10 protein-coding genes and 1 riboswitch are annotated in these 13,272 nt (G+C 70.1%); of the genes, 8 read left to right on the top strand and 2 right to left on the bottom strand.

What is annotated here, in order from left to right:
• Window positions 1–20: 20 nt before the first annotated feature.
• Both ABZ470_RS30900 and ABZ470_RS30895 read left to right on the top strand, forming a co-directional pair.
• The gene (locus ABZ470_RS30900) at window positions 21–1,112 is read left to right on the top strand and encodes a site-2 protease family protein (RefSeq protein WP_352013235.1); all 1,092 of its coding nucleotides are present in this window, start codon (window positions 21–23) and stop codon (window positions 1,110–1,112) included.
• 243 nt (window positions 1,113–1,355) lie between these two features.
• Window positions 1,356–2,795, top strand: a complete 1,440-nt coding sequence (locus ABZ470_RS30895) for an FHA domain-containing protein (RefSeq protein ID WP_362915851.1) — start codon at window positions 1,356–1,358, stop codon at window positions 2,793–2,795.
• A gap of 19 nt (window positions 2,796–2,814) precedes the next feature.
• Here the strand turns inward: ABZ470_RS30895 and ABZ470_RS30890 are convergent, their stop codons facing one another.
• Window positions 2,815–4,857 carry a cation:proton antiporter gene (locus ABZ470_RS30890; protein WP_362915849.1) on the bottom strand — a complete coding sequence of 681 codons (2,043 nt, stop codon included), beginning with the start codon at window positions 4,855–4,857 and terminating at the stop codon, window positions 2,815–2,817.
• A 118-nt stretch (window positions 4,858–4,975) separates the two neighbouring features.
• Between ABZ470_RS30890 and ABZ470_RS30885 the strand changes: the two genes are divergently transcribed.
• On the top strand, window positions 4,976–5,764 hold the full coding sequence (locus ABZ470_RS30885; RefSeq protein ID WP_362777444.1) for a protein kinase: 789 nt from the start codon (window positions 4,976–4,978) through the stop codon (window positions 5,762–5,764).
• 11 nt (window positions 5,765–5,775) lie between these two features.
• On the opposite strand, the gene ABZ470_RS30880 is transcribed toward ABZ470_RS30885, so the two are convergent.
• Entirely contained in the window at window positions 5,776–6,858 is a 1,083-nt protein-coding gene (locus ABZ470_RS30880) for a GNAT family N-acetyltransferase (protein WP_362915847.1), read from the bottom strand.
• 162 nt (window positions 6,859–7,020) lie between these two features.
• Here ABZ470_RS30880 and ABZ470_RS30875 point away from each other — a divergent pair, with 162 nt between their 5' ends.
• The 5 genes from ABZ470_RS30875 (at window position 7,021) to ABZ470_RS30855 (ending at window position 13,265) form a co-directional block, all read left to right on the top strand.
• Entirely contained in the window at window positions 7,021–7,890 is an 870-nt protein-coding gene (locus ABZ470_RS30875; RefSeq protein WP_352013095.1) for a tRNA (adenine-N1)-methyltransferase, read from the top strand.
• 205 nt (window positions 7,891–8,095) lie between these two features.
• Window positions 8,096–9,859, top strand: coding sequence for a proteasome ATPase (arc, locus tag ABZ470_RS30870; RefSeq protein WP_352013094.1), 1,764 nt, complete (start codon window positions 8,096–8,098; stop codon window positions 9,857–9,859).
• 199 nt (window positions 9,860–10,058) lie between these two features.
• Window positions 10,059–11,225 (top strand): acyltransferase, encoded by a 1,167-nt coding sequence (locus ABZ470_RS30865; RefSeq protein ID WP_362915845.1) that lies wholly within the window; start codon window positions 10,059–10,061, stop codon window positions 11,223–11,225.
• An 85-nt stretch (window positions 11,226–11,310) separates the two neighbouring features.
• The gene (gene dop, locus ABZ470_RS30860; protein ID WP_352013092.1) at window positions 11,311–12,828 is read left to right on the top strand and encodes a depupylase/deamidase Dop; all 1,518 of its coding nucleotides are present in this window, start codon (window positions 11,311–11,313) and stop codon (window positions 12,826–12,828) included.
• Window positions 12,829–12,919: 91 nt separating this feature from the next.
• Window positions 12,920–13,039: riboswitch (cobalamin riboswitch) on the top strand.
• A 31-nt stretch (window positions 13,040–13,070) separates the two neighbouring features.
• Window positions 13,071–13,265 carry a CbtB domain-containing protein gene (locus ABZ470_RS30855; RefSeq protein ID WP_352013091.1) on the top strand — a complete coding sequence of 65 codons (195 nt, stop codon included), beginning with the start codon at window positions 13,071–13,073 and terminating at the stop codon, window positions 13,263–13,265.
• The last annotated feature ends 7 nt before the right edge of the window (window positions 13,266–13,272 follow it).

The following is a 13,272-nucleotide window of genomic DNA, read 5'->3' as shown; positions in this document are numbered from 1 at the left end:
AGGACAAGCCAGGACTGCGGATGGGACGGCCCTTCGGCATCCCCGTCTACGTCTCGCCGACCTGGTTCATCGTCGCGGCGTTCATCACCTTCACCTTCCAGGGGTCGGTGAGCGCCCAGCTGCCCGAGCTGGACGTCCCGATGACCTACGTCGTCTCCTTCGTCTTCGCGGTGCTGCTGTACGTCTCGGTGCTCCTGCACGAGCTGGCCCACTGCGTGGTCGCCAGGATGTACGGCCTGCCGGTCCGCCGCATCACCCTCTACCTGCTCGGCGGCGTCTCGGAGATCGAGCGTGAGCCGGAGACCCCCGGCAGGGAGTTCATGGTGGCCTTCGCCGGGCCGCTGCTGTCCCTGGGCCTGGCGGTCATCGGGTTCCTGGCCTACCGGGTCATCGACCCCGGCACGGTCGCGGGCGTCCTGGTCTTCCAGCTGTGGCTGGCGAACCTGATCGTCGGGGTGTTCAACCTCCTGCCCGGCCTGCCCCTGGACGGCGGCCGCATGCTCCGCGCCGGGGTGTGGAAGCTCACCAAGAGCTCAGGCTCGGGTACCGCGACCGCCGCCTGGGTCGGCCGGGCGCTGGCCGTGCTCCTGGTCGCGGTGCCGGTCGGCCTCGCGCTGATCAGCGGGCAGGCGCCGAACACCAGCATGCTCATCTGGTCGATCCTGCTGGCCTCCTTCATCTGGCTCGGCGCCACCCAGTCGCTGCGCAGCGCCCGGGTGCGCGCCCGCATCCCGCAGGTCAACGCCCGGGCCCTGGCCAGGCGCGCCATCCCGGTGACCGCGGACGTGCCGCTGGCCGAGGCGCTGCGCCGGGCCACCGAGGCGCAGGCGGGGGCGATGGTCGTCGTCGACCACGACGGCCGCCCGACCGGGATCGTCAACGAGGTCGCGGTCGAGGCGACCCCGGAGAACCGCCGCCCCTGGGTGAGCGCGGGCTCGCTGGCGCGCAACCTCGAACCGTCGCTGGTGCTGGCCGCGGACCTGACGGGAGAGGCCCTGATCGACGCCATGCGTGAGAGCCCCGCCGGGGAGTACCTCCTGGTCGAGCGCGGCGGTGAGATCTTCGGGGTGCTGGCGACCTCCGACGTGAACCGTGTGTTCAGCGGGGTCTAGACGGTACGGTACGGGCCCGTCCCGCGGTTCCCGGGGGAGAGGCGCCGTCCGGGTTCGCCGGCCCTCGTTCCTGAAGGTCTTCTGCTGTACTTTTTGCTACGGTCCGATGCGGTTGATTTGATTGACCCGGTCCCACCTGCCGTGTTCCGGACGCGCACAACCGTCCGGGCTGGGTGCGGCTGGTGACGGACGGGCCGATGCGGGTTCCGTTCATCGGGTGGCGTTTCCGGGAGGGAGAGTTCTGTGACCGACGAGGGCTTCGGAGTGGTGCGTCCACTTCCAGGCAACGGGCTGGTCGCCCATGTGGGGGGCCTGCTGCTGGTGTGTGACGCGGCTGAGCCCGTCGTCGAGGACCTTCTGGGCGCGCTCAGGGAGACGGCGGCCTCCGGCGGCGACGGCCGGGCCCTGGCCCGCCGCGTCGCCCAGGTGCTCGCGGTCGTGATGGGCGAACCCGTGGCGTGCGCCGTCGCCGGTCCGGTGGCCTCCGGGGTGGCCGTGCTGGTCAGCGGCCCGGCGTTCGCCTCGGTCACCGGTCAGGGCGGTGAGGTGCAGCTCGCCGGGCGCGACGCCCTCACCTGGTCCGACCGGCTGGTGCCCGGCCCGGTCACCCGGGTCGAGCTGCGCCTTCCCGAGGCGGGGCAGGCGCATCCGCTGACCCGGCTGGACAGCGGTGTGGTCACCGCGGGCGGCGTCCTGTGCGACCCCGCCGAGCCCGGGCAGGAGCCCGTAGGGGTCCCGCGCCGTGAGCCGGTGGCCGAGGCCCTCCCGCGGGCCGCGTCCGCCGTGGAGCCGATGCCCTCAACGGGAGCTCAGGCGGCGCCCCCGCCGGTCCCGGCACCCGCCGAGTGGGCCGAGCCCGCGCGGTCCCAGCCGTCGGTGGACTGGTCCGTGCCCGAGGCGGCGTCACCGCCCCCCGCCTCCCCTGAGCCCGCGGTGTCCCCGATGCCCCCGGGGCCGCCCGCTCCCTATCCGATGGGCTCCCCGGACCACTACGCCTCCGGCCCGCCCGCGCACCAGTCCGCTCCCCAGGGATGGCACTCCGATCCGGGGCCGCAGATTCCCGCCATGGCCCAGCACGAGGAGCCGGAGCCCGTCCCCGACATCCGCGACCAGCCCTTCGAGTACGAGCTGCTGACGCCGGGAGGTCTCCAGGGCACGGCGGAGTCCCCGCTCTCCCCGGCGCCCGCGGACCAGCAGGCCGAGTCCCGCCCGCTGGTCTACGGGGTCGACTGCAAGAACGACCACTTCAACGACCCGCGCGTGCCGTACTGCGCGGTCTGCGGCATCGCGCTGGTCCAGCGCACGCTCGTCCCCTACAAGGGACCGCGCCCGCCGCTCGGCGTGCTCCTGCTCGACGACGGCATGACGCTCCGCCTCGACAGTGACTACCTGGTCGGCCGTGACCCCGAGCGGGCCCCCGAGGTCGCCGACGGGTCGGTGCGTCCCGCGAAGGTCACCAGCCCCGACGGGTCGGTCTCGCGCCGTCACCTGCGGGTCGCGCTGGACGGCTGGGACGTCAACCTGGTCGATCTGGGTTCGGTCAACGGCACCCAGATCCAGCCGCCGGGCGACCCCAACTTCTACGACATCCCGCCGAACGAGCCGGTCGCCATCCTGCCGGGCACGACCGTGCGGATCGGCGTCTCACGCACGATGCGTTACGAGTCGCACCGTAACCGCTGAGGACCGGCGCGGGCCGCGCTCAGCTCCGTACGGAGACCTCGACAGGGCTTTCCGCAGGGGTCCGGCGCAGCGCGGAGACGAGCGCGGGCCAGTCCACCGGGTCGGCGTCCCGCTCGGCCCGGACCAGCAGATGCGCCGCCGGCCCCGTGGCCTGCCCGGCGCCGTCCCCGGCCACGGTCAGGGCGTCCCCGGGCACCGGGCCGCCGGTCACCTCGACCCCGAGCCGGGCCAGCCGCCTGACGAGGGCCGGGGCCCTGCCGCCGCCCTCGACGACCAGCGGGCGCCCGCAGGCCAAGGCCAGGGTGAGCGCCACGCGGACGGTGTCCTCGCCGGCCTGCCCATGAGGCACCGCGACCGGCCCGGCGGGCGGCGGGCCCGGCGGACCGGGTGAGGCCACCGTCACCACGGGGCAGGCGACCCCGTCGCGGATCGCGGCGTGCCCGGGGGTTCCCCGGGGCAGCACGACGAGGCCCGGAGCGGCCTCCACGGCCAGCTCGGCGAGCTCGGCGCCGACGGAGGCGCTGAAGCGGCTCACCACCCTCACCTCGGGGCCGTGCGCGCGCACGGCGTCCGCGAGGACCTCAAGCTCGTGGAGCGTCTCGGTCAGCTCGGCCAGCTCCGACGACAGGCCCCCGCCGAGTTCGAGCCGGCCGCCGGGATAGGGCCGCAGATGGGCGAGGATCACCTCGGCGGGCGCGGCGGAGCGGGCCAGGAGGGCCGCCAGCTCCGCCAGCGGGACCTGCTCGGCGGGGGAGCCGGGTACGACGACCAGCACGCGGGTGGCGGCGCGCGTGCCGAGGGCCTCGCGTCCGGCCTGCTCGATGTCGCGCGCGACCCGCCGCCCGGGGTAGACCCTGCGCAGCAGCGGCTCCGTCATCGCCGTGGTCAGCAACGCCATCACCACCATCAGCGAGTACAGCTCCTCGTCGAGGACGCCCTTCTGCAGCCCGACGGACAGGATGACGAGTTCGGTGAGCCCACGGGTGTTGAGAAGCGTGGCGATCGCCAGCGCCTGCCGTCCGGGAAGCCGTGTACGGGCCGCGGCGTAGGAGCCGAGCAGCTTGCCGCCGATCGCGACCACCAGGATCGCGGCCAGAGTCCCCAGGCTGGACAGGTCGAGCGTGCGGAGGTTGACGTCGAGCCCCGCCACGACGAAGAACATCGGCAGCAGCAGGAGCACGGCGAGCTGTTCGAGGCGCTCCAGGATCTCGTGGTTGAGCCGTTCCGCGCCCTCACGGGGCATCACGGCGCCGAAGACGAACGCTCCGAAGATGAAGTGCACATGCATCCACTCGGTGGCCCAGGAGGAGGCCAGCAGGCCGATGAGTACCAGGGAGAGCAGCCCAGGGGTCAGCCTGCCCGCCCGCTGCCTGGCGGGCACCAGGCGGGCCAGCAGCGGCCGGACGACCAGGAACATCAGCAGCCCGTACGGCAGGGCCAGCGCGACCCGCCACTGGTCCGCGCCCTCGCTGACGCCTCCACCGGCGCTCCCGCCGGCGCCCGCGAGGCCCGCCACGACGGCGAGCGCGGTCCAGGCGAGCACGTCGATCACCGCGGCGGAGGCCAGCGAGAGGCCGCCGACCGTGGAGCGCTGCATCCCCCGGTCGGTGATGATCCTGGCCAGCACGGGGAAGGCCGTCGCCGACATCGCCGCGCCCATGAACAGCACGAACGGCAGCGTCCTGGCCCCGTCGACGTGGTCGCCCGCGATGCCGAGCGCCAGCGCGCAGCCGAGCACGAACGGCACGAGCGTCGAGCCGAGCGCCACGGTCACCGCGGTCCTGCCCCGGCCCCTGACCAGCTTCTGGTCGAGTTCCATGCCGACGACGAACATGAACAGCACGAGCCCGACGTCGGCCAGGGCGCGCAGCGGGGGCATCATCCCGTCGCCGAACAGCCGGTCGCCGAGAAGCGGCCCGAGCAGGGTCGGGCCGAGAAGAATGCCGGCCACGATCTCCCCGACGACCGGTGGCTGGCCGAGCCGCCGGGCCACGGCCCCCAATAATCGCGCGGAGATGAGGACGATCACGAGGTCGAGCAGCAGCAAATCAACGTGGAACACTGGGACACGCTTCCCCGTAAGTAATGAAAGTAATGAAAAGCCCCGAGAGTGACCAAGGCGACGTTACCGTCTTAATAGATCATCGCGAGCGTCGCGGGGCACGTCGAAGGGAACGCCGGTGGAGGGTATCGCCGACTACGAGTTCGTCCGCCCGCTGGGAACGGGCAACCATGGCGAGTTCTACCTGGCGAGGAGACCACGGCGGCTGCCGGTCGAGGCCGACCTGGTGGCGGTGAAGGTGGTCGGCGGCACCGGCAAGGACGCCTTCCGGCGGGCGACCAGGGAGCTGAAGGCCTTCGCCACGGTGCGCTCGCCGTACCTCGTGACGCTCTACGACGCGGGGCAGCAGGGTGGGGTCTTCTACTACTCGATGGAGTACTTACCCGAGGGCTCGCTGAGACTGCCCGCCGGGACGCCCTCGCGGGAGCGGGTCCTGCGTTCGGTCGCGTGCGCGGCCCAGGCCGTCCAGGCGCTGCACGAGGGGGGCATCCTGCACCGGGACGTCCATCCGGGCAACGTGCTGCTCACCGAGACCGGGGGCAAGCTGTCGGACCTGGGCCTGTCGCAGGTGTTCGCGCCCGGCGCGACGGTGACCGGGATGGGCGGCATCGGGTCGGCCGAGTTCACCGACCCCGCGCTGCTGCGGGGCGGTGACCCCTCTCCCGAGGGAGACGTGTGGTCGCTCGGAGCAACGCTGCACTGGTCGATGACCCGCACCGGCCTGTACGGCGAGCTGCCCGTCCACGACCCGCTGCTGACCCTGCGCAGGGTCAGCACGACGCCGCCGTCGGTCAGCGGCGATCTGGAGCCGGAGCTGGCCGACCTCGTCCGGGCCTGCATCGGGGACATGGCCGCGCGGCCGACCGCCAGGGGGGTCGCGGACCGCCTGCACGCGCTGCTCGACTGAAGGGGCCGGTCCTACCCTCGCAGCCTGTACCACTGCAGGTCGTCCAGGCGGGTGCCGTCAGGGCCGGGCAGCAGGCCGTGCACCAGGCCCTCCCTGGTGAAGCCCGCGCGCTCAAGCACCCGGTGCGAGGCGTGGTTGTCGGGGGCGGTGCCCGCGACGACCCTGGTCAGCGGGGTGTGCTCGAAGGCCCACTCGACGAGCAGGTTCACCGCCCGCGCGGTGAACCCCCTGCCGCGGAAGGCGGGCAGCAGGCTGTAGCCGGTCATCGCCTGGCCGAGCACCGGGACGATCGAGGTCAGCTGGATGTGCCCGGCGAAGGCGTCCGTCGCGGCCTCTCTGATGGTCAGCTCGACGCGTTCGCCCGCCAGCCAGTGCGCCCCCGCCTCCCGGCACAGTTTCTCGACCCTGGCCATGTCCGGCCCCTCCGGGGGGACGCTGTAGCGCACGACGTCGGGCAGGTTCTCCAGCGCGTGGTGGTCGGCGACATCCTGGGGGCCCAGGGGCCTCAGCCGTACCACGCCGTCGGACAGGGAACCGCCCGGCAGGGCGGGCAGGAAGGGCTGGACGCGTTCGCCGGACTCGCCGTACAGGCGGGCGAAGGCGATCAGGTCGCTCCTGCCGCCGTCCCTGCGGGCCTCGGCCGAGCGCCTGACGCCCTCGCGCTGGAAGCCCGCGGCGAGCGCGACCCGCTGGCTGGCCAGGTTCTCGACATCGGTCAGCAGTTCGAGCCGCCGCACCCCGAGGGCGAAGGCCCATTCGGTGAGCGCCCTGGTGGCCGCCGTCGCGACCCCCCGCCCCTGCGCCCACGGAGCGACCAGGTAGCCCACCTCGCCGTTGCCGCGCGCGTCGAGCGGCCTGAGGCCGATGTTGCCCATCCACTCGTCCGTCTCGGTGTCGGCGATGGTGAAGGAGGCGCCGCCGTCCCGCCAGGACCGCTCGGCCGCCCTCAGGTAGGCGAACGCGTCGTCACGGGTGTACGGCACCGGCAGGGTCGGCAGGAAACGGCTGATCCGGGGGTCGTCGCAGGCGCGGGCGATCGACTCGACGTCGGTCTCGGCCGGTGGGCGCAGGACGACGTCCCGGGAAAGGATCACGTCTTGTGGGAGCATCCCCAAGTGCTATCAGTTCCCCATGAAGGGGGACCAATCATTTCGGTCCGATCACGCTCTCCGGCGTGCGTCGAGGCCTTCATCGGGCCTTCATCGGGTCCTCGCCGGCGGGACGGGTGGCGGCCGGGCGCCGATAACCTTGCGGGCATGGGTTTTCGCAGGCATGGGCCGTTTCAGGCCGGGGATCAGGTTCAGCTCACCGATCCCAAGAACAAGCGTCACACGGTGACGCTGAAGGAAGACGGGGTCTTCCACACGCACAAGGGCGGCATCCCGCACAGCGACCTGATCGGCCGGCCCGAGGGGTCGGTGGTGCGTTCGTCCGGCGGCACCCAGTATCTCGCGTTCCGGCACCTGCTCCAGGACTACACGCTGTCCATGCCGCGTGGCGCCGCGGTCATCTACCCCAAGGACTCGGCGCAGATCGTCGCCATGGCCGACATCTTCCCCGGCGCGCGTGTCGTCGAGGCGGGGGTCGGCTCGGGCGCGCTGACCTGCTTCCTGCTGCGCGCGGTCGGCTCCGAGGGCCGGGTCACCTCCTACGAGCGGCGTGAGGACTTCGCCGAGGTCGCCACCAAGAACGTGGAGAAGTTCTACGGCGGCCCGATGGACCAGTGGCGCCTGGTCGTCGGTGACTTCGTGGACGCGCTCGACGAGAGCGACGTCGACCGGATCATCCTGGACATGCTCGCGCCGTGGGAGTGCGTCGACGCCGCGGCCAAGGCCCTCACTCCGGGTGGTGTCATCTGCTGTTATGTGGCGACAACCACCCAATTGTCCCGCACGGTGGAAACTCTCCGCGAACACGGGAGTTTCACCGAGCCTCATGCGTGGGAGACCCTGGTTCGCGACTGGCATGTCGAGGGCCTCGCCGTACGGCCGGACCACAGGATGGTCGGGCACACCGGGTTTCTCGTCACCGCGCGTCGCATGGCGGACGGGGTGACCCCACCACCGCGTCGCAGGCGTCCAGCAAAGGGGGCATATGGCGAAGAGTCCACCTCTTCCACCAGTTGATGACGATTCAGCCACGAGGGTGCGCCGGAGAGTGACGCGGGAACAGAACTCCGTGTTCTTATGCTCCAAGGACTAAACGCACCATAAGGGATTGTTAAGTGCCTACTTAATGTAGGCATACGAACACTGCTCGGCCAGGTAAGGGACAGCCCCCAGATGGGTAGGGTTTTGAGTAGTCGGTCTCGACTGGGAAGGAGGTGACGCCGTGGCAGCTCGCGACGACGCCGAGGCTCGTGCCGCGCAGCGCGAACGGGAGGTCGCCGACCTCACAGCACAGGTCTCCTTCCTGCAGGAGGAGATCACCACGCTACGTCGGAAGCTGACGGAGTCTCCCCGGCAGGCCAGGATTCTCGAAGAGCGTCTCCATGAAGCACAGGCGAACCTCGCGGCCGTAACCGGCCAGAACGAGCGGCTCGTGGCCACCCTCAAGGAGGCCAGGGACCAGATCGTCGCGCTCAAGGAGGAAGTCGACCGGTTGGCGCAGCCGCCCTCCGGCTTCGGCGTGTTCCTTGAGTCCAGGGAAGACGGCACGGTGGAGGTCTTCACCGGCGGTCGCAAACTTCGAGTGAACGTCAGTCCAGCGGTGGACGTCGACTCGCTGAAGCGTGGCCAGGAGGTCATGCTCAACGAGGCGCTCAACGTCGTCGAGGCCCTCGGATACGAGGAGGTCGGCGAGATCGTCATGCTCAAGGAGCTCCTTGAGGACGGCCAGCGCGCGCTGGTGATCTCGCACGCCGACGAGGAGCGGGTGGTGAGACTGGCCGAGTCGCTGCTCGACCAGCCGATCCGCGCGGGCGACTCGCTGCTGCTTGAGCCGCGCTCCGGTTACGTCTACGAGCGCATTCCCAAGTCCGAGGTCGAGGAACTCGTCCTGGAGGAGGTGCCCGACATCTCCTACGAGGAGATCGGCGGGCTCATGCGGCAGATCGAGCAGATCAGGGACGCCATCGAGCTCCCCTACCTGCACGCCGACCTCTTCCGCGAGCACAAGCTCCGTCCCCCGAAGGGCGTGCTGCTGTACGGCCCGCCCGGATGCGGCAAGACGCTCATCGCCAAGGCGGTGGCCAACTCCCTGGCCAAGCAGGTCGCGGAGAAGACCGGCCAGTCGGGCAAGAGCTTCTTCCTCAACATCAAGGGTCCCGAGCTTCTCAACAAGTACGTCGGCGAGACCGAGCGGCACATCCGCCTGGTCTTCCAGCGCGCCAGGGAGAAGGCCTCCGAGGGCACCCCGGTGATCGTGTTCTTCGACGAGATGGACTCGATCTTCAGGACCCGTGGCTCCGGCGTCTCCTCCGACGTCGAGAACACCATCGTTCCCCAGCTGCTGTCCGAGATCGACGGTGTCGAGGGCCTGGAGAACGTCATCGTCATCGGCGCCTCCAACCGTGAGGACATGATCGACCCGGCGATCCTGCGGCCCGGCCGTCTGGACGTCAAGATCAAGATCGAGCGGCCGGACGCCGAGGCGGCCAGGGACATCTTCTCGAAGTACCTCATCGAGGACCTTCCGCTGCACACCGACGACCTTGCCGAGCACGGTGAAAGCCGTGGCGGCACGATCTCGGCGATGATCCAGCGGGTGGTCGAGCGGATGTACGCCGAGAGCGAGGAGAACCGCTTCCTTGAGGTGACCTACGCCAACGGTGACAAGGAGGTCCTGTACTTCAAGGACTTCAACTCCGGCGCGATGATCCAGAACATCGTGGACCGCGGCAAGAAGATGGCCATCAAGCAGTTCCTGGACACCGGGCAGAAGGGGCTGCGGATCCAGCACCTGCTGGCGGCCTGCGTGGACGAGTTCTCCGAGAACGAGGACCTGCCCAACACCACCAACCCCGACGACTGGGCCCGCATCTCCGGGAAGAAGGGCGAGCGGATCGTCTACATCCGCACCCTCGTGACGGGCAAGCAGGGCACCGAGGCGGGCCGGTCCATCGACACGGTCGCCAACACCGGTCAGTACCTGTAGAAGCACGACCAAGGCGGCGCGTGCCCTCCGAGGGCGCGCGCCGCCTTCGCGTGTCCCCTCCACGGGCCCTCGGAAAACCGCCGCGAGGCCCGGAAGGCGGGTCACGGAAAACAGCGGGAACAAGATCCGGGCCGAGGGAACCCGGTTGATCGAAACACCGTCCAAGTGGCGTGCGTGAACACTTCGCCCCGGCGGGCACATGACCGGCACGGCCGCAAAGGGAACCGGCCGCCTCGCCGAACTCGACCTCCTGCGTTTCCTCGCCGCCGTCGGGGTCGTCGCCTTCCACTACCTCATCGCCTTCGCCTCGGTCTGGGGGGAGCGTCCGGCGAAGTTGTTCCCGGAGACGGCCACCCCGGCGGGCCTGGGCATCCTCGGCGTCGAGCTGTTCTTCATGATCAGCGGCTTCGTGATCCTGATGAGCGTCTGGGGGCGGGGGCTGGGCGCCTTCGCCCTGTCACGCCTGGTGCGGCTCTTTCCCGCCTACTGGATCAGCGTGGGCGTCGTCGCGGCCGTCTACGGCCTGGGCGCGGCCACCGCCCTGGACCCCAAGCTCGGCCTGCGCGACTACCTGGTCAACCTGACCATGTTCCAGCGCGCCTTCGGCCTGACCGACGCCAACGGCGTCTACTGGTCGCTCTGGGCCGAGCTTCGCTTTTACCTGCTGATCTCGATCCTGGTGATCGTCGGGGTGACATTCACCCGCTGCCTGGTCTTCATGGGTGTGTGGCTGCTGGCGGCCGGGATCTTCACCGGCAACGAGAACGAGTGGGTACAGCTGATCGTGATGCCGAAGTACGCGGCGTACTTCGTCGGCGGCATGGCCTTCTTCCTCATGACCAAGCACGGCCCCAGGCCGGTGCTGTGGTGCGTGGCCGGGCTCAGCGGCGGGCTGGCGGTCTACGCGGCCCTGGCCAGGGTCGAGGGCCGCATCGACGCGGTGGGCTACGCCGCGATGCCGGTGCCCGGCTGGGCGGTCGTCGTGACCGTCGTGATCTTCTACGTGCTCATGGCGCTGGTGGCGCTGGGCGCCCTCGGCTGGCTGCGCTGGCGCGGGCTGGTCGTGCTCGGCGCGCTGACCTACCCCCTCTACCTGTTCCACTCGACGGTCGCCGCCGTGCTCGTGCCCGTCCTGCGCGACACGCTCGCGCCCTGGCTGACCGTCGCGGTCACCGTGCTGGTCACGCTGGTGCTGTCCTACCTGGTACACCGGCTCGTCGAGCGGCCCATCCAGGAGTTCGTCAAGGCCAGGCGGCGGCGGGCGGCCGTACCACAGGGGAGGCACGGACGCGGTCCCGGCGGGGGAGCGGTTCCCGCTCCGGGGGCCCCGGGAGAAAACGCCTCAGAAAAGGCCTCTGTGCCATAACTGTCTGGTCACCGGGGATAGTGAAGGGTCTAGGGTCGGGGATATATACGGCGGAGTAGTCGTCCTGGATGAACAGAGGGTGCGCATGACGGTACGGCGGGTGATGGGCATCGAGACCGAATACGGCATCTCCGTGCCCGGACAGCCGGGGGCCAACGCGATGGTGACCTCCTCCCAGGTGGTGAACGCCTATCTGGCGGCCTCGGCGGCCAGGGCCAGGCGGGCACGCTGGGACTTCGAGGAGGAGAACCCTCTGCGCGACGCCCGGGGCTTCGACCTGTCCAGGGAGGTGGCCGACCAGAGCCAGCTCACGGACGAGGATCTGGGCCTGGCCAACGTGATCCTCACCAACGGGGCCCGGCTGTACGTGGATCACGCCCATCCCGAATACTCGACTCCCGAATGCACCAATCCACGAGCCGCGGTGATCTGGGACAAGGCGGGGGAGCGCGTCATGCACGACGCCGCGACGCGCGCCTCGGCCGTCCCCGCCAACGCTCCGATCCAGCTCTACAAGAACAACACCGACAACAAGGGCGCCTCCTACGGCTGCCACGAGAACTACCTGATGCGGCGCGCCACGCCGTTCGCCGACATCGTCAGGTATCTGACCCCGTTCTTCGTCTCCCGGCAGGTCGTCGTCGGTGCCGGCAGGGTCGGCATCGGCCAGGACTCCCGGGGCGAGGGCTTCCAGATCAGTCAGCGGGCCGACTTCTTCGAGGTCGAGGTCGGCCTGGAAACCACGCTCAAGCGGCCGATCATCAACACCAGGGACGAGCCGCACGCCGACCCGGAGAAGTACCGCAGGCTGCACGTCATCATCGGCGACGCCAACATGTCGGAGATCTCGACCTACCTGAAGCTGGGCTCGACCGCGCTGGTCCTCGCCATGATCGAGGACGGCTACTTCACCCGTGACCTCGCGGTCGACAACCCGGTCCAGGCGCTGCGCGCGGTCTCCCACGACCCCACGCTGAAGTACGAGATCGCGATGCGCGACGGCCGCAGGCTCACCGCGGTGCAGCTGCAGATGGAGTATCTGGAGCTGGCCCGCAAGTACGCCGAGGAGCGCAGCGGGAACGGCGTCGACGAGATCACCAAGGACGTCCTCGACCGCTGGGAGTCCGTCCTGACCCGTCTGGCCGAGGACCCGATGCAGCTGTCGCGGGAGCTCGACTGGGTGGCCAAGCTCGAACTGCTGGAGGGCTACCGTACCCGTGACGGCCTGGCCTGGTCCCACCCGCGACTGCAGCTGGTGGACCTGCAGTACTCCGACATCCGCCCCGAGCGCGGCCTGTACAACCGGCTGGTCGCCCGGGGCAGGATGCAGCGCCTGGTGACCGAGGACGAGGTACGGCGGGCCATCGAGGCGCCGCCGAGCGACACGCGGGCCTACTTCAGGGGTCGTTGCCTGAGCCAGTTCAGCGAGTCGGTCGCCGCCGCGTCCTGGGACTCGGTCATCTTCGACATCCCGGGCAGGGAGTCCCTGCAGCGCGTTCCGACCATGGAGCCGCTGCGCGGTACGAAGGCCCATGTCGGAGAGCTGTTCGACCGCTGTCGCACCGCCGCCGACCTGGTCACCGCTCTCACCGGCGATCAGTGACCTCCCGTGCGGGCGGGTGCTCCCGCCCGCACGGTTTATAGCTTTGTGTCCGCTATCGCATGGATTGACGGACGCTGTGAACCGGTATACATTCCGGGTGTTTTGTGGCGGTGCGAGGGAAATCCGGTGAGATTCCGGTGCGGTCGCGCCACTGTAACCGGCCCGAGAGGGCGGGGAGCCAGGTCACTCGGCCGCCACCGACCTACGAAAAGGGGCGCGTCAATCCCCTGAAGGAGGTGGCCGTGAGCCAGATCTCTGCTCCGCCGGTCAAGCCCATCCCGCTCGGTTCGCTCACCCGCTGGCTTCTCGCCGTACCGGTGCTGCTGCTCCTCGCCTACCTGGTCGCCTTCGACCAGGGCGCGATCTCGCAGGCCGGTAACTACCTGCACGAACTCATGCACGACGGGCGTCACCTGCTCGGTGTTCCCTGCCACTGAGCGCACC

Source organism: Streptosporangium sp. NPDC020072, from assembly GCF_040631445.1.
In the GTDB taxonomy this organism is placed as follows: domain Bacteria; phylum Actinomycetota; class Actinomycetes; order Streptosporangiales; family Streptosporangiaceae; genus Streptosporangium.
This window is presented reverse-complemented; position numbering and strand designations above follow the sequence as displayed.